Origin of the sequence: Paraclostridium tenue (assembly GCF_039521565.1) — a bacterium.
Classification (GTDB): domain Bacteria; phylum Bacillota; class Clostridia; order Peptostreptococcales; family Peptostreptococcaceae; genus Paraclostridium; species Paraclostridium tenue.
The window spans coordinates 198,126-215,789 of record NZ_BAAACP010000002.1 but is presented as its reverse complement, the minus strand read 5'-3'; the positions used below and the strand labels follow the sequence as shown (position 1 = coordinate 215,789).

The following is a 17,664-nucleotide window of genomic DNA, read 5'->3' as shown; positions in this document are numbered from 1 at the left end:
ATTATAACAGTTACAGGCTTGTTACTTAAGGTTACTAAATTGTAATAAAAAAGCATGTTTAAAACATGCTTTTTTACTTATTTATCGATTTATATTTATAATCTATATAGTTGCCTAAATATATTTTTAAAACTCCCATAAAAGGAGCTGAAAGTATCATTCCTGGTATTCCAAAAAATCCTCCTCCTATAGTAACCGCTAATATAGTTAAAAATGGATTAAGACCAAGTTGACCACCGACTATTTTAGGCTCTATAAATGCAATTTCAATTTGTTGAACTAGTATTAAATAAACTAATGAAAATAAAGCTATGCTAGGATTATAAAATAGATTTATTAAAACAACAGTAGTCATGCTTATTGCAGGACCAAAGTAAGGTATCATATTCATAAAAACTATTAAAATACCAAATAGTAAAGCATACTGAGACCCTATAAAATAAAGTCCTATACTCGATAAAATTCCTACTATAAAAGAGTCTAGCATTTTTCCTGTAAAATACTTTCCAATATTATTGTTTAAAGTATGACCAAAATCTAATATAAAACTGGCATATTTTTTACCAAAAGTAATATATAGTACTTTTTTATAAAAAGAGAAAAAGATTTCTTTTTCAAGTATAATATAAAAACAAATTATAAATGCTAATACAAACTGTACAATAAATTTAGAAATAGAAAAAGTAGTTGCGAAAATTTGACCTAGATATCCAATAAACAAATTACTGAATTTGGGCATAAATGAAAATGCTTTATCTCCAATTTCTTTTAATGTATTAGGATCTATATTTTCTAATTTATTGCCAAGGTGAATTAAGAAATCTTGAGTTTTTGTTGAATACATAGGAAGTTTATTAACTATATCAGCTAAACTATTTACTAAAATTGGAATAGTAAAGAATATAAATGAAGTTATTAAAAGTATTAAACCTCCATAAGTTATAATCAATGCATAAATTCTTTTTATTTTTAATTTAGATTCTAAAAAAACAACAATAGGTATAAAAATATAAGCTAGTATAAAAGCTATAATAAATGGAGTAAGCAGTGATATTAATAATTTGAATATATCTAAAAAGTATTTATAGTTATCTATAAGCTTTATAAGTATATAAGATATAAAAATAGTAAAAACAATTCCTAAATTAATCCTTTTATCTTTCAAATAAAACACCCCTTTTATAAATGATTTTAATAAAAAATTAAATCAATATATGTATTATACAATAAAAGTATTATGAATATATATAATAATGGAAACAAATGTTAAATAAATTTGATTAAAATCGTCTTTAGTTTTTAAGGGGGTGTTTTTTATAGAGTATGAAGTAATAGTTAGGTATAATGGAGATATTTCTATGATTGCAAGCGACTTAGGGGTATCTGTAGAATTATTAGGATATAACTATGCTATAATAACTTCAGATAGTGTTGAATCAATTGATAATTTGGTAAATTATCCTCAAATTGAATATGTAGAAAGACCATTTATTTTAACTACACAAGATGTTCAAAGTTTTTCAAGAACAGGAATATCAAGATTTAAAAATACAAATGGATTAACTGGAAAAGGAACTATAATTGGCATTATAGATTCTGGTATAGATTATAATTTAGATGTATTTAAAGACGAACAAGGCAATTCAAAGATACTTTATTACTGGGATCAATCATTTCCAGGAAATCCACCAGAAGGATTTACACATGGAACTTTATATACAAATGAAGATATAAATAAAGCCCTAAGAAGAGAAATTAACATACCTATATCTCCAACTAGTACACATGGTACACATGTAGCAGGTATTGCATGCCAAGTAGCAAATGAAGCTAACTTAATAGTTGTAAGAGTTGGAAGTATTCAAACAGATGTATTTTCAAGAAGTACAGAATTTATGAGAGCTATTAAATTTATACTAGATAAAGCATTAGAGTTAAGAATGCCAGTAGCTATAAACATAAGTTATGGAAGTAATGAGGGTTCACATAGAGGGTTATCCTTATTTGAACAATATATAGATGATATGACATCATTTTGGAAAAATAATATAGTTGTAGCTGCAGGGAATAATGCTGATAAAGGTGGTCATAGAAATATACGATTAGATAATCAACAGGTTGAAGTAGAATTTGTAGTTGGAGAAAATGAGCAAATATTAAATGTAAATATATGGCCAGATTTTACAGATGAATTTAGTTTATACTTAGTGAATCCTTCTAATTTAAAGAGTCAAGAAATATCTTTAACATCAGGTGAGATTAGAAATGTACTAGGAGGAACTAGAATAAGGGGCTATTTTTATCCAATTTCACCATACTCACTAATTAGAAGAATTACAATTCAAATGAGTTCAAATAACAGCATTAGCCCAGGCATATGGAAGTTAGTTTTTACTCCAATAAATATAGTAATGGGAAATGTTAATATATATCTACCTACATCGGAGGGTATAAGTAGAGATACAAGATTTTTAGAAGCAAATAAAAATCTAACAGTAACTGTACCAGGAACTGCAAGTAAGGTGATAACAGTTGGAAGTTTCAATTCACGAACAGATACAGTATCTATATTTTCAGGTGAAGGAGATATTAGTCAAAATGTGCTTAAACCAGATTTATTAGCACCAGGAGAAGATATATTATCAGTACTTCCAGGAGGTAGTGTGGGGGCTTTAACTGGAACTAGTATGGCAACGCCACATGTTACAGGTGTAGTTGCACTTTTAATGGAGTGGGGAATTGTTAATAGAAATGATTTGTTTTTCTACTCTCAAAAAATAAGGGCATTTTTAATAAAGGAAGCTAAAAGAAATACTTTATATACATATCCAAATAATTCTATGGGATTTGGTATGTTAGACTTATCTAATATTAATCTAGCTAATACTAGTCAAATTAACCAAGGCTATGATTTAATTTATAGAAAAAAGAGAAAAAAAAAACTAGAAATTTAAGAAATAAAAATTTAAGATTAGAATTACCATATGATTTAATGACATTATTCCAAGTAGTACATGGACCAAATTTTAAAGAGGAACTTGAATCTACTGGATTAGAATACATTTATTATGAAATTAGTGATAATGAAGCAATTTTAGGATTACACACTAGAGATAACCAAAAATTTAGAAAATTAATTCCAGTAAAATCAATAAAATTTTTTCAACCTATTGCAGTTATGAATCAATTAAGTACTATAACAAGAGGGACTGAAAATGGAATCATAGCTAGAGAAGAAATAGGTGCAAATTTTTTGCAAAATAATTTAAACATATCTGTTACTGGAAAAGGTGTATTAATAGCAATAATAGATTCCGGAATAGATTATTTACATGAAGATTTTATATATCCAGATAAAACTTCGAAAATAGTATTTTTATGGGATCAAACTAAAGATGAGAATCCACCTAATGGATATAAATTTGGAACTGAGTATACTAGAGAAGATATAAATCAAGCTATAGCAAATAATGACACGACTTTATCAATAGATGAAGATGGTACTGGGACAATGCTAAGCGGTATATGTGCAGGTCTTGGGAATATAAATAGCCAATACACAGGAATAGCCCCAGATGCAGAACTTATAGTGGTCAAATTAAAAAAAATAGATGGAAATTATAACAATGCAATATTAGAAGCTGCGATACAATATTCATATGAAAAAGCTTATGAATTAAAAATACCTTTAGCAATAAATATATCTTTAGGAAGTAATAATTTAGTAGGTGCTACTGAGCGTATTTTAAGAGAAAGTCCATTATTTACAAGGGGGTTATGTCTAGTTTCTTCAGTGGGTAATGAAGGAAATACTCAAACACATACATCAGGAAGAATAAATTTTATAGGAGAAGAACAAGACATAGAGTTAGAAATATTTGAAGATGAAGATTTATTAGATATTAATATATGGATGAATAAGCCTGATAAAGCTAGCGTGGCAGTTATATCACCAAGTGGAGAGCAAAGTAAATTTATACAAGTATCAAATTATAATGAAATATCAGGAATATTTGATTTAGAATCAACCTGGTATGTGATAATTTATAGATATCCAACTTCTTACTCAGGTCAACAACAAGTAACTATAACATTAAAAAATGCAACTAAAGGTATATGGAAAATAAGATTAAGAGGTGAATATATAACAAATGGAATATATAATGCTTATCTACCAAATAGAGCATTAATAAATCCTGGAACGAAATTTAGAGATTCAACACCTTCTCAAACTGTAAATTATCCTTCAACATACAATGATGTAATTTCTGTAGGAGCATATAATATTATTGATAATAGTATATGGCCTCCTTCATCAAGAGGTCCTACTATAAATGGATTACTAAGACCAGATATAGTTGCACCTGGTGTTAATATAATTTCCACATATCCTGGAAATAATTATGCAACAATAACAGGAACAGCAGCGGCGGCGGCTCATGTTACAGGAGCAGTAGCTTTATATTTTCAATATACTTTAGCTGATAAGTATTATACTCAAAAAGCATTTACTACAATGATTAAAACTTATCTTCATGGTGGAGCTAGAAGAATTCAAGGTATAACATACCCAAATGAAAGTTACGGTTATGGAATGTTAGATATACGAGGAGCTTTTGAGCAGCTAAAATAACATAAATAGGAGGAATTTTTATTTTGGAAAAATCCTATCTTATAATTTATCAAGGAAATATAGAAGATGTAACTAATGATTTAAGAAATAATAAAATAGAAAGATTTATGATATTAAATGATAATTTATTAGTTATATATGTTCCTATTGATTTTTATGAAAATACACTAAATGAAATTATAAGTATTGCATGGTGGCAAAGGTCAGTGCCTATGAGTTCTTTAATAGATGTAACTAATGGTTTAGAACAAGGTGTAAGTGTGACAGATTCATCGGGAACAGATTATATATATAAAAATCCATATATAACAACTACTGGAAAAGATATTTTAATAGCAATAATAGATTCAGGGATAGACTATTTGCATCCAGATTTTATAAATGATGATAATACAACTAGTATAGTATCAATATGGGATCAAGAAAGTAATAAAAAATCACCTCCAGATGGACTAATATTTGGAAGTGAATTTACTAGAGAAGATATAAATAAAGCCATATCTGAAAATGATAACACCTTGAGTGAAGATAAAATTGGAACTGGAACTATAGCTGCAGGAATATCATCAGGAAAGGGAAAATTAAATTCTCAATACAAAGGCATTGCTATTGATAGTGAATTGGTAGTTGTTAAATTAAGGGAATATAGAGATACTTATGCATCAGGAAAAATAAATTATCAAAAATCAGATTTTTTAGCTGGGATAAAGTATGTTTTAGATGTAGCTAAAAGAGAAAATAAATATATTATAATAAATCTAACTGTAGGTTTAGCGTCAAAGTCAATAATAGAATCAACAATGATAGAGACATTTAATCAGATAGTAGAATCAGGAGTTATTGTAGTTAGTGGAGCTGGAAATGAAGGGAATACAGACATTCATTATGAAGGAGTAGTATCAGATGTAAATGAAAAGCAAGATATAATAATTCAAGTAGGAGAACAAATAAATTTAGATATAAATTTAGTAATTAGTGGACCAGATAAAATAGGTGCATTAATAATATCTCCATCAGGAGAACTTAGTTATCAAATTATGTATGCTCCAGATTATTATGTATACAGAGGTAAATTCAATTTAGAAAATACAACTTATGAAATGAGATTTATATACCCTTGGTTAGAATCAGGACATCAAGAATTAAATATAAATTTATACGACATTAAACCAGGTATATGGACTTTAAGATTAATTCCAGAATTTATTATAGAAGGGATATATGATGTTTATTTACCAAATAAAAATATAATGTCTCAAGAAACTAGATTTTCAGATCCAGCGTCTACGTCTACAATAACAATGTATGCAGCTCCAGAAAATGTAATAACTATAGGTGCTTATAATGACAAGACTGATAGTATATGGATAGGCTCATCAAAAGGGCCTATAAAGAAAAGAGGAATAAAACCAGATATAGTCGCACCAGGAGTTGATATAATAGCTCCTTATATAAATAATAGTTATAATACGTCAATTGGAACTGGAGTTAGTTCATCTATAGTTAGTGGAGTTTTAGCACTAATTATTCAATATATAAAAGATCAATATGAGTTTTATCAAGGATCTTTATATACACAACAATTAAAAACTTATTTAATGCTTGGGGCTACAAAAAAAGAGATATATACTTATCCAAATATATCGCAAGGATATGGAATTTTAAATTTAAAAGATACTATTATAGCTATTGCAAATAATTTTGAATAATGTGTATTTTATAATTTAGAATGTAAAAACTAATACAAAAGAAAAGAGGTGAATTAATTTGGAAAATGAAAAATGTAAGGCACTTAATGGATCAGACAATAAAAGATTAAAGTCCAATAGACCAGTAAAAAATGAATATACTGCTGCTTGGTCTGGAACTGAAGATTTAAAGTCAGAAAGCAATGTATCAATCCCTTCTCTAAGAAATGTAGAAGAAGCTAAAGACTGGGTTGATAACGGAAGTAGATTATAATTTTTAATATACCTAATAATTTATATAAATTATTAGGTATATTTTTATGGGTTTATTTTATTCACTTGGAATAAGTATATACTCACCTGATTTTAATGTATAATCTTTAGAAACTATATTAGGATTTTTTGTATATACAACTTTTCTAAAATCTTCAATATTTTTTATATTAGTATTATAAGATTTAATTATTTCATCTAAAGTTTGACCATATTCAACAAAGTGCTTTACAAGATGTCTATTATCCATAATTTTATCATAGGAATTTTTATATGAGATTTCAGAAATTTTATTAAAAATAGGTACATTTTTAACTAAATAATTAAAAGAAGTATCTAAACAAGTTATGTAGTTATAAACACCTGATTTTAAAGCTTGAGAAAAAGAGGTACATTCATTAGCACTTGGACCTATAAATAATAATACTAATATAAAAATTAATAAGTATTTCAAAAAAACACCTCCTATTTAAAATTATTAATAAAAAAATATAAATTAAACATATTTGATAAAAAATTTAAAAATATATAAATTTTATAAAAAATAAATCGTTGACTTAAAAAATATAAGTTGGTATAATCTTAGTAAATAATTCAAATAATAACTATAAAGACATTGAAGAGAAGAGTAAATATAAAAGGTAGTTAAAGCGAGTTGAGGATGGTGAGAGCTCAATACGAAATTTATATTGAAGAACATCTCGGAGTCTCTAACCGAAATTAATTAAAGAGTAGGCTTAGACGGAAGGTCCCGTTACAGACCATTAAGCAAAGCTTAGCTAAGTGGCCTATTTAGGCAATTAGGGTGGTACCGCGAGAGTAATAGTCTTTCGTCCCTTTTAGGGATGAAGGGCTTTTTTTATATTAAAAATAAAATTTATAGGAGGATTTAAAATGCAAAGAGAATTTACTGAAATTAAACAACTTTACAGAAATAAAGAAGAATATATCGGAAAAACTGTAAAAGTAGCTGGATGGATAAGAACATCTAGAGCATCTAAAAACTTTGGATTCATAGAATTAAATGATGGAAGTTTCTTTAAGAATATGCAAGTTGTAATAGCTGAAGATAAGTTAGAAAACTTTAAAGAAATAACAAAACTTCCAATAAGTTCATCTATATTAGTAGAAGGTGAATTAGTATCTACAGAAGGTGCTAAACAACCAGTAGAAATACAAGCTACTAAAATCGAATTAGAAGGTGAATCAGATAGTTCATATCCATTACAAAAGAAAAGACATACTTTAGAATACTTAAGAACTATAGCTCATTTAAGACCAAGAAGTAACACTTTCTCTGCAGTATTTAGAGTAAGAAGTTTAGCTGCATATGCTATACATAAGTTCTTCCAAGATAGAAACTTTGTATATGCACATTCACCAATCATAACAGGAAGTGACTGTGAAGGTGCGGGAGAAATGTTTAGAATAACAACTATGGATTTAAATAATATACCTAAAAATGAAGAAGGTGCTATAGATTATTCTAAAGACTTCTTTGGAAAAGAAGCTAATTTAACAGTTAGTGGTCAATTAAATGCTGAGATAATGGCTCTTGCATTTAGAAATGTTTATACTTTTGGACCAACTTTTAGAGCTGAAAATTCATTTACACAAAGACATGCATCAGAGTTCTGGATGATAGAACCTGAAATAGCATTTGCAGACTTAGAAGATAACATGGAACTTGCAGAAGATATGATAAAATATGTAATAAGCTATGTTATGGAAAATGCTCCAGAAGAAATGGAATTTTTCAATAGTTTTATAGATAAAGGATTAATGGATAGATTAAATAATGTAGTAAATTCTGAATTTACTAGAATAACTTACACTAAAGCTGTTGAAATGTTACAAGAGTCAGGACATGAATTTGAATACCCAGTAAAATGGGGAGATGATCTTCAAACAGAACATGAAAGATACTTAACAGAGCAAGTATTTAAAGCACCAGTATTTGTTACTGATTATCCAAAAGATATAAAAGCATTCTACATGAGAATGAATGAAGATGGAAAAACAGTAAGAGCTATGGACCTTTTAGTTCCAGGTGTTGGAGAAATAGTTGGTGGTTCTCAAAGAGAAGAAAGATACGATGTATTATTAGAAAGAATAAAAGAAATGAATCTTAATGAAGAAGATTACTGGTGGTATTTAGAACTTAGAAAGTTCGGAACAGCTACTCACTCAGGATTTGGATTAGGATTTGAAAGAATTATAATGTATATGACTGGTATGGCAAACATAAGAGACGTTATACCATTCCCAAGAACTCCAAAAAATGCAGAATTCTAATAAAAAGTTAATATAAGTAAAAATAGCGAGTTTTTCTCGCTATTTTTTATATAGTTTTTATATAATTATAAAAAACTATATTGATTATATTTAATTAATTATGAGTTTATGAAAAATACAGATATAATAAAAATATTAAGTAATATGCACTAAATTTCATACTGTAGACATGGAAACTTTATTAGAATATAATATTAATAAGGTTAAAAGCTAAATGTTAATCAGGAGGTATCAATATGTCAGATGATAGAATAATAGATTTTAATAAGCTGAAGAATAAAGTAAAAGATTCTGATGTTGATAAATTTGAACAATATATATATAGTCTTTATGGTTCTGTTATGTCAGGCAAATTAAGTATGGTTGAATTTTCTAAAAAGATAATGGATTATATGAAGGAAAATAATATATCTCAAGAAAAATTTATTAATATTCAAAAAAAATTTATGGAGAGATATGGGATGGACTCATCTGAAATAGATAGTCAGTTAAAAAACTTTGGTATAGATTATAATAATATAGATTTTAATGAAATAAATAATTCAAATTTTGATGATATAAAAAATAGTATAGGATTTTATGATAAATATAGTCAAAAAATTAAACCAAAGGCTTGTGTGGAGACGTATATAAAAAATGACCATAATGATATAAAAGTAATAATCGATCAAGAACAAGTAATTTTAATAAGTAAGGGAAAAATAAATTTAATTGATGCAGAATTAAATGAACTTTTATTATCTTATAAGAATATATTAAATAAAAAGATAAATATAATTATGTGTGAAAATACAACTGAATATGATTATTAAAAAAAGAGATAGGAGTAATCCTATCTCTTTTTTAGTGTTCTGAAAGACCACTTTCACTAAATTTACCATTAAATACTTTATAAATTTTATTTATAGGTTTCTTTAGTGGTAATGCAATTAATAATGAAACTATTATATATATACATAATATGCTTATATCTTTATATAATACAGGATAATAAATTCCACCTATTGATTCTCTTAACATAGATATTGCATAAGTAAACGGTAAATATGGATTTACCATTTGGAAAAACTTAGGTGTAACTTCAATTGGGAATGTTCCACCTGAACCAGCTACTTGAATAACTAAAAGTATTATTCCCATAGCTTTACCCATATTTCCAAACACAGATAAAAGAGAATATACTATAAAAGTAAATACAATACTTGTAAATGCAGAACCTAATACAAGAAGAACTGGATTTACACATTGAACACCAAGTATGTATATGTCTCCTAAACTTACTATTAGTGCTTGAATTACAGCAATAGCTGTAAAAGTAAGACCTCTACCTAAGTATACTTGATATGGTTTATAATCTCCATGAACTTCAGCTGATAAAAGTGAAGATAATAAAAGTAAACCAACCCATAAAGATAAAACAGTGTAAAATGGAGTCATAGCAGAACCATAATTTTCTATAGGATATAATTTGTTTTGATTAACAGTAACAGGTTCTTTTAAGAAATTCTTTTCTTTTACTATGTCATTTTTAAGTAGTTTTACTAAATCATTTAAATCTTCTTGATTATTAACTTTCTTTATAGCATCTGTAAGTTCATCTACTATATTTTCTACTTTAGGTAATTTTTCTTTTGCATAATTTATTCCTTCAATACCTTTGTCAGACAGTGAAAAAGTCGTATCTAATATACTTTCAGCTTTAGGTAATTTAGATTCAGCATCTTCTAAAGTTTTGATTACATTATCGCTAACTGAATATCCTTTTTCAAAGATATTATTTATAGGAGCAGAGATTGTAGAATCAAAATTATTAGATAAATTAGATGTAATACCTTTTATATCATTTCCTACTTTTAAAACTTTATCAAGTGTATTAGATGCAGGTGTTTGACCACCTTGAAGTTGACCTTTTAAACTATTTAAAGAGTTAACTCCTTGTGTCACATTTGAATCTACATCTTTTAACTTATTTATAACATTAGTTAAGGGATGATTTGGTGTAAGTGAGTTTAACTTATTTAAAAATTCTATTAGTGATTTATTTACATTTGATAAATTATTTAACTTAGTAGATAAACTATTTGCTAAAGTTAAAGCATCATCAGTACCATTACTAATAGAATTATTTAATGTATTTGTAGTATTAACAATAGAATTAGCTATATCATTCATTACAGATATATCATTTTTTATTATTGGGGTAATACTGTTTATACTACTTTGAGAGTTTTTCAGAAACTCTTTAACATCAGATGATAAACTTTTAGATTTATTTAAAGTTTCTTTTATTAAAGGAATGTCCTTTTTTATGTCTTTAACTAAATCTTGAACTTTATTAGCACCATCAGATGCTAAATCTAATGTTTTATTTACATCACCAAATTTACTTTGAATCTCAACTAAAGAGTTTTCTATATCAGTTAATTTTGGAATTTGACCTTCAAGTTCTACACCTAATTCATTAGAAGCTTCAAATAAAATTTGACTTACAGTTTCAACAACAGTTTGGTTTATTTGTAATTGTATTGTTGAAGCTCCCTTATCAGTGATTTTAGGAGCTATAGCATTTATTTTTTCATTAACTGTATAAATTAACTTTCCTTTTTTAACATCTGAAGTTATAAGAGAAGTTAAATCTTTTGAAAAGTCACTTGGAATTTCTATTGAAGCATAGTATGAACCATCCTTAACACCATCTAGTGCTTTCTTTTTACTAACGAACTTCCATCCTAAATCACTATTTTCTCTTAAGTTTTTTTCAAGCTCATCTCCTATATTAATGTGCTTATCTTTTACAGTAGTACCTTTATCATTATTTACAACAGCTACTGATATATTACTAGTACTACCATATGGATCCCATGATGCTTTTATATTAAACCATGCATATAAAGATGGTAATATACAAAGTGCTCCTACAACTATAAGCATTGCATAGTTAGTAAATATATCCTTTACATCTTTTTTGAATATATCAAGTATATTTCTCAATATAATTTTCACCTCCGAAAGTAAGAATTCTAATGAATTTAAATTATAATGTTTTTAAAGTTAAAAGTCAATATTAAAGTAAAAATATGTAATATAGAATTAATATTATATAGTAATTATAACCAAATTAATTTAATATATTATAAACAAAAAATGGCCCATGTAGGACCATTTTTTATGATAGTATAAGTTTAGCTAATAATGTTATAATTGGTAGTGCTATTAAAGTTCTAGTTAAAAATACTATAAATAAATCTTTTAAATTAAAAGGTATATCTGATTTTAATATAACTGCACCAGTTTCTGTTAAATATATAAGTTGAGTTATAGATAAAGCACCTATTATAAATTTAGTTAATATATCAAAAGTATCTCCTGAAACCATTATAGATGGAAGAAACATATCTGCAAATCCAACTAAAACAGCTGGAGCAGCTTGCACTGCATTAGGTATTTGAAGTAGTTTTAATATAAATACTATAGGGAAAGATATCCAATTAAATATTGGAGTAAATTCAGCAACAACAAGTGCTAAAGTTCCCCATGCCATAACAAGTGGAAGTAAAGCTAAATACATATCTATAACAGTTTTAAATCCATTTTTTATTATTACCTGTAAAGAAGGCGCATTTTCTGCTCTATTTAAAGCTTTAGATAAAGCAAAATTTATTACATTTTCACCTTCAGGTATTAAATCTTCTTTTAGATGATCTACATTTTGATATGTTTCATCTTTAATTTTTGATAGAGGATATATACGAGGCATTATAATAGCACAAGCTAATGATGCAATACATACAGTTCCATAAAATGGAACAAATAGATTCATAAGTCCTAACTGGTCAGCTATAACTGTAGAAAACGGTAATGATACTAATGAGAAACAAACAGATATTATACAAGCTTCTTTTGCTGTATAAAAACCTTGCTTATATTGTGTATTAGTTATCATAATGCCTAAAGTACCATCCCCTAACCAAGATGAGATAGCATCTACTGCAGAACGTCCAGGAACTTTAAAGATTTTATACATAAATTTAGATATTAAAGTTCCTACAAAATCCATAAGTCCAAAATCAACAACTAAAGGTAATAAGAATCCAGAAACTAAAAATATAGCTAAAAGACTAGGTAAAACACCTAATATAGTCTGGCCAGTAACCTCAGATTTAATAAACTCTGGACCAAAATTAAGTACTGTCATAGCAATAAATAAAGAACCTAATATTCTAAATGATAGCCAAAATAAAGGAACATCTAAAACACTTTTTAAAAAATCATTTTTTATATTTATGAATTTACTTAAAATAGATAATATAGCAGAACAAACAATTACTACAAGTGCTATATGATCTAGATAATTTGAAAATGAAATTTTAATAAGTTCAGCTAAAAATCCAATACCTATATTTATAGAAGATATACCTTCAATAGGTACAAATTTACCATAGGGAAGTGGTATTACAAATAAAAGTAACCCAATTAATGATGGTATTAAAAATTTTAAAAAATTACTTGATTTATTTTCATTGTAAACATTAATATTTTTCTCCATAAAACAAAATCTCCTTTTAAATATTTAAATTATAAACTTACCTATAAATGCATTTATATTTAAAATTAAAAAAGTCCCTTGGCTAAAAGCCAAGAGACGAATATTTTCCGCGGTACCACTCTGGTTGATAGAATAACGATAAATAAAATTCTATCCACTTAATCTCTTAAGGCGAGAAAACCTATAGTCATACTTAATTTCAAACTATATTCTCCAAAGCTCTCTTCACTTAAATTTCAATGTTAAGCTTCCACCATCCTTAACTCTCTATAAAATTCACTTAAGCTACTCTCTTTTTCACAGAATTTTTAATATTTAGTTTATATTATCGTAATAGAAAAAATATATATTGTCAATAAAAAATTTATAAAAAATTTTAATAATTCAAAGAAAATTACTCTAAAAGAATTTTAATGAAAAATAAAGCATAGTATATAAAGGTAATAATCATTTGTTTTGGAGGGATATTTTTGTCTAATAATTATGAAAAAGCAGTTGAACTTTTAAAAAATAAAGAAATTGAAAAATCAAAGAAATATTTTTTAAAAGCATATGAAGAAGGATTTAAAAAATCATCATATTACTTAAGAAAAATAAGAAATGAACAAAACAAATACAATAAAAATACTAATGATTTTAAGTATGATACTATAAAAAGTAATTTAGGATATGAAGTTGAAATTCCAAGTCATTTTAAAAAATTAGAAACTATAAATGATAAATGTTTTGATACTATAACTATGGAAAAAGATGAAGATTTTGAATTATACAATATAAAAACTCAAGGGTTTTTAATAGAAATACCAAATGAATGTATAAATTTAATTTCTATAGATTCAATAGTAAATCATATATTAAATGTAGATGAAATTATGGAATACGAAAATGAAAAAATTAGTGGAAAGATTGTAAAAACTAAAGCTATAGATGGTATAGTAAGTTATACTTTAATGACAGTTGGTAAAAAAGGAATATATGAATTAAAAATAAATGTAGATGAATTTTTAGAAAAACAGTACAAAAATGTAATAGATAAGATATTTAATAGTTTTAATATTTTAAGTATATAATATAAAAAAACTATATGTTTAGCTTTTTAAAACATATAGTTTTTTTTATTAATTATTATTTTTTAATTTTTCTATTTCATCAGCTAAATTATTTAAATATTCCCATCTTTCATATTTATGCTCAAGCTCTTTTTCTAAATTAGATTTTTCATCAAGCATTTCTTGAAGCTTTGTAAAATCAGTTGAATATTTATCTAAATTATCATCAATAGATTGTATTTTATCTTCAAGTAAAGCTATATCATCATCTATAGTATCAAATTCTCTTTGTTCATTAAAAGTAAATTTAAGTTTTTTATTATTTTTAGGTTTTTCTTTTTTTACAGAATTAGAAGTTGGCTTAACTTCAATATTTTCTACCTCAACAGGATGAGTTTCTTTATACACTAGGTACTCACTGTAATTTCCTGTGTATATATTAATATTTCCAAGACCTTCATAAGCAAATATTTTATTACATATTCTATCTAAGAAATATCTATCATGGGAAACACATATAACAACACCAGGAAATTCATCTAAATAATCTTCTAATCTATTTAGTGTTTCAATATCTAAATCATTTGTAGGCTCATCTAAAAGAAGAACATTAGGTGCACTCATTAATGTTCTAAGAAGATGAAGTCTACGTCTTTCTCCACCTGAAAGTTTTCTTATATGAGTATATTGCATAGTTCCATCAAATAAAAATCTTTCACACATTTGAGATGCAGTGATTTTTTGTCCATCAGAAGTTTCTATATAATCACTTACTTCCTTTACATAATCAATAGCGCGCATGTCAAGATTCATATGAGAATCATCTTGTGAGAAGCATCCGATTTTTACAGTTTCTCCTATTTCGATATGGCCACTATCAGGTTTAAGTTTACCATTTAATATATTTATTAAAGTAGATTTACCCATACCATTTTTACCAATAATACCTATTCTATCAACACGAGAAAGAGCGTATTCTAAGTTTTTTATCACTTTTTTATCGCCAAAAGATTTAGATATATTTTGAATTTCTATTATCTTTTTACCTAATCGGCTAGATGCAGTAGAAATGTCTAAATTATCTTTTCTATAAGTAGGTACATCATTTACAAGTTCATCAAATCTTTGAAGTCTAGCTTTTTGCTTTGTTGTACGAGCACGAGCTCCTCGTCTTACCCATGCAAGTTCAGTTCTTATTAAATTTTGTCTTTTTTGTTCCATACTTGATTCTAAGGCTAATCTCTCTATTTTTTTCTCAAGAAAAACTGAGTAATTACCATCGTAACTAAAAAGTTTACCTCTATCAAGTTCTATAATTCTATTAGTAACTCTATCTAAGAAGTATCTATCGTGAGTTATCATAAGTAGTGAAATGTTTTTATTATTTAAATATTCTTCTAGCCAGCTTATTGTATCATTATCTAGATGGTTCGTAGGCTCATCTAATATCAATAACTCGCATGGAGTTATAAGAGCAGAGGCTAGTGAAATTCTTTTTCTTTGACCTCCTGACAATTCAGCTACTTTTTGATTAAAATTATTAACACCAAGTTTTGTTAATACAGTTTTTGCTTCACTTTCTAAATCCCACAGTTTAAGGCTGTCAATTTTATCTTGTAATTTTATTAATTCATTATTTAAAGAATCATTATATTCTAAACTTAATTTATCTAACACTTTTTGATAATCACAAAGAAGTTTCATTTCACTTGAAGTTCCTTTAAAGACTTGTTCTAAAACTGTGGCACTTTCATCATAGTATGGATTTTGAGGAAGATATTCTATTCTAACTTTATTTGGTTTTGTTATATTTCCACTATCTGCTTCTTCTACACCTGCTATTATTTTAAGTAAAGTAGATTTACCAGTACCATTTACACCAATTAAACCTATTTTGTCACCTTCATTTATTCCTAAAGATATATTATTAACTAGTATTTTTTCAGAGTAACTCTTTGTTATATTTTCTAATGTAATTAAATTCATGTTACCACCCTTATTGTTATTTTAATTTACTAAACTATTATAACAGTTTTTAGATTATATAGGAATTTTAAATAAAAATAAGATGTGACTTTCTTTAAATAATCTTATCTTTTAAAAATTTTTATGATTAGAATATAAATGTTACACTTGAAATTATTATAGAATAAGAAATATATTTATATAATATATTTGATTATAAAGAAACATAATATTAAAATAGATATAAGACTAGATAACATACATATTGAAAAGTGGTGATATATATGAAAAAGATAAAATTTATATACAATCCAAATTCAGGAGATAAAAAAATAATTTATAAGCTAGATGATATAATATTAAAATTTCAAGACAATGGATATATAGTGGTTCCATACAGAATATCTAAAAATAATACAATGGAAAATGGGCTAGAAGATATAAATGATAATTATGAATATATTTTAGTGGCTGGAGGAGATGGGAGTATAGATAGGTTAGTAAATTATATGAAAAAAAATAATATTAATTTACCTATAGCAATACTCCCAACAGGAACAGCCAATGACTTTGCTAATGTACTTAATATACCATTAGATATTAATTTAGCAATAGATAAAATAATAAATTCTAAGCCAAAGCCTATAGATTTAGGTATAATAAATCAAGATTACTTTGTAAACATAGCAAGTACTGGAATGTTTACGGATGTATCACAAAGAGTAGATGAAAATTTAAAAAATTCAATAGGAAGAGTATCATATATTATAAAAGGAATAGAAGATGCTCTTCACCTTAGAAAGTTTAGTGTTAATGTAAAATCAAAAGAGTTAGAATATGAAGGGGATATGTATTTAATATTAATACTAAATGGGAGAACTGCAGGAAATATAAGTTTAGCACATTATGCTATGTTAGATGATGGTTTATTAGATGTTATAATTTTTAAAGCTATGCCAATACCAAAGACTATTCCACTTATTTTAGATATTATAAAAGGTGCACCCATAGATAAGTATAATGAAATAATATATTTTAAAACTGATGAGCTTTATATAAACTGTGAAGAAGACATAGTAACAGATATAGATGGCGAAAGAGGACCAAACTTTCCTTTGCATATAAAATGTGATAAACAAGGAATTCAAATATTAGGAATTGAATAGTTATATTGATAAAATCCACATTGATACATATGTGGATTTTAGTTTATAC

13 protein-coding genes and 2 other annotated features are annotated in these 17,664 nt (G+C 26.3%); of the genes, 8 read left to right on the top strand and 5 right to left on the bottom strand.

What is annotated here, in order from left to right:
* Positions 1-73 precede the first annotated feature (73 nt).
* Positions 74-1,165 (bottom strand): AI-2E family transporter, encoded by a 1,092-nt coding sequence (locus ABFX13_RS02810; protein ID WP_346042118.1) that lies wholly within the window; start codon positions 1,163-1,165, stop codon positions 74-76.
* A gap of 193 nt (positions 1,166-1,358) precedes the next feature.
* On the opposite strand from ABFX13_RS02810, the gene ABFX13_RS02805 reads away from it, so the two are divergent.
* From ABFX13_RS02805 to ABFX13_RS02790, 4 genes are read left to right on the top strand one after another with little or no spacing between them, the layout of a single operon-like run.
* Entirely contained in the window at positions 1,359-2,954 is a 1,596-nt protein-coding gene (locus ABFX13_RS02805) for a S8 family serine peptidase (RefSeq protein WP_346042115.1), read from the top strand.
* 38 nt (positions 2,955-2,992) lie between these two features.
* A complete protein-coding gene (locus tag ABFX13_RS02800) occupies positions 2,993-4,633 on the top strand; it encodes a S8 family serine peptidase (RefSeq protein ID WP_346042111.1) in 1,641 nt (546 codons plus the stop codon).
* Positions 4,634-4,656: 23 nt separating this feature from the next.
* Positions 4,657-6,342, top strand: a complete 1,686-nt coding sequence (gene cspC / locus ABFX13_RS02795; protein ID WP_346042108.1) for a bile acid germinant receptor pseudoprotease CspC — start codon at positions 4,657-4,659, stop codon at positions 6,340-6,342.
* Positions 6,343-6,400: 58 nt separating this feature from the next.
* A complete protein-coding gene (locus ABFX13_RS02790) occupies positions 6,401-6,595 on the top strand; it encodes a CDIF630_02480 family spore surface protein (RefSeq protein WP_346042103.1) in 195 nt (64 codons plus the stop codon).
* A gap of 57 nt (positions 6,596-6,652) precedes the next feature.
* Here ABFX13_RS02790 and ABFX13_RS02785 read toward each other — a convergent pair whose 3' ends face one another.
* On the bottom strand, positions 6,653-7,048 hold the full coding sequence (locus tag ABFX13_RS02785; protein ID WP_346042101.1) for a hypothetical protein: 396 nt from the start codon (positions 7,046-7,048) through the stop codon (positions 6,653-6,655).
* A 153-nt stretch (positions 7,049-7,201) separates the two neighbouring features.
* Positions 7,202-7,435 (top strand) — a binding site (T-box leader).
* A 53-nt stretch (positions 7,436-7,488) separates the two neighbouring features.
* Here ABFX13_RS02785 and asnS point away from each other — a divergent pair.
* Together asnS and ABFX13_RS02775 are read left to right on the top strand one after the other, a co-directional pair.
* On the top strand, positions 7,489-8,889 hold the full coding sequence (gene asnS, locus ABFX13_RS02780; protein WP_346042099.1) for an asparagine--tRNA ligase: 1,401 nt from the start codon (positions 7,489-7,491) through the stop codon (positions 8,887-8,889).
* A 236-nt stretch (positions 8,890-9,125) separates the two neighbouring features.
* A complete protein-coding gene (locus ABFX13_RS02775; protein WP_346042095.1) occupies positions 9,126-9,701 on the top strand; it encodes a DUF3867 domain-containing protein in 576 nt (191 codons plus the stop codon).
* Positions 9,702-9,732: 31 nt separating this feature from the next.
* Here ABFX13_RS02775 and ABFX13_RS02770 read toward each other — a convergent pair whose 3' ends face one another.
* Together ABFX13_RS02770 and ABFX13_RS02765 are read right to left on the bottom strand one after the other, a co-directional pair.
* On the bottom strand, positions 9,733-11,880 hold the full coding sequence (locus tag ABFX13_RS02770; RefSeq protein ID WP_346042093.1) for a YhgE/Pip domain-containing protein: 2,148 nt from the start codon (positions 11,878-11,880) through the stop codon (positions 9,733-9,735).
* A gap of 175 nt (positions 11,881-12,055) precedes the next feature.
* Positions 12,056-13,435, bottom strand: coding sequence for a YjiH family protein (locus ABFX13_RS02765; RefSeq protein WP_346042090.1), 1,380 nt, complete (start codon positions 13,433-13,435; stop codon positions 12,056-12,058).
* Positions 13,436-13,524: 89 nt separating this feature from the next.
* Positions 13,525-13,745, bottom strand: a binding site (T-box leader).
* A 160-nt stretch (positions 13,746-13,905) separates the two neighbouring features.
* On the opposite strand from ABFX13_RS02765, the gene ABFX13_RS02760 reads away from it, so the two are divergent.
* Positions 13,906-14,505 carry a hypothetical protein gene (locus ABFX13_RS02760; RefSeq protein ID WP_346042088.1) on the top strand — a complete coding sequence of 200 codons (600 nt, stop codon included), beginning with the start codon at positions 13,906-13,908 and terminating at the stop codon, positions 14,503-14,505.
* A gap of 48 nt (positions 14,506-14,553) precedes the next feature.
* Here ABFX13_RS02760 and ABFX13_RS02755 read toward each other — a convergent pair whose 3' ends face one another.
* Entirely contained in the window at positions 14,554-16,470 is a 1,917-nt protein-coding gene (locus ABFX13_RS02755; RefSeq protein WP_346042085.1) for an ABC-F family ATP-binding cassette domain-containing protein, read from the bottom strand.
* 263 nt (positions 16,471-16,733) lie between these two features.
* Here ABFX13_RS02755 and ABFX13_RS02750 point away from each other — a divergent pair, with 263 nt between their 5' ends.
* On the top strand, positions 16,734-17,615 hold the full coding sequence (locus ABFX13_RS02750; protein ID WP_346042080.1) for a YegS/Rv2252/BmrU family lipid kinase: 882 nt from the start codon (positions 16,734-16,736) through the stop codon (positions 17,613-17,615).
* Positions 17,616-17,664 lie beyond the last annotated feature (49 nt).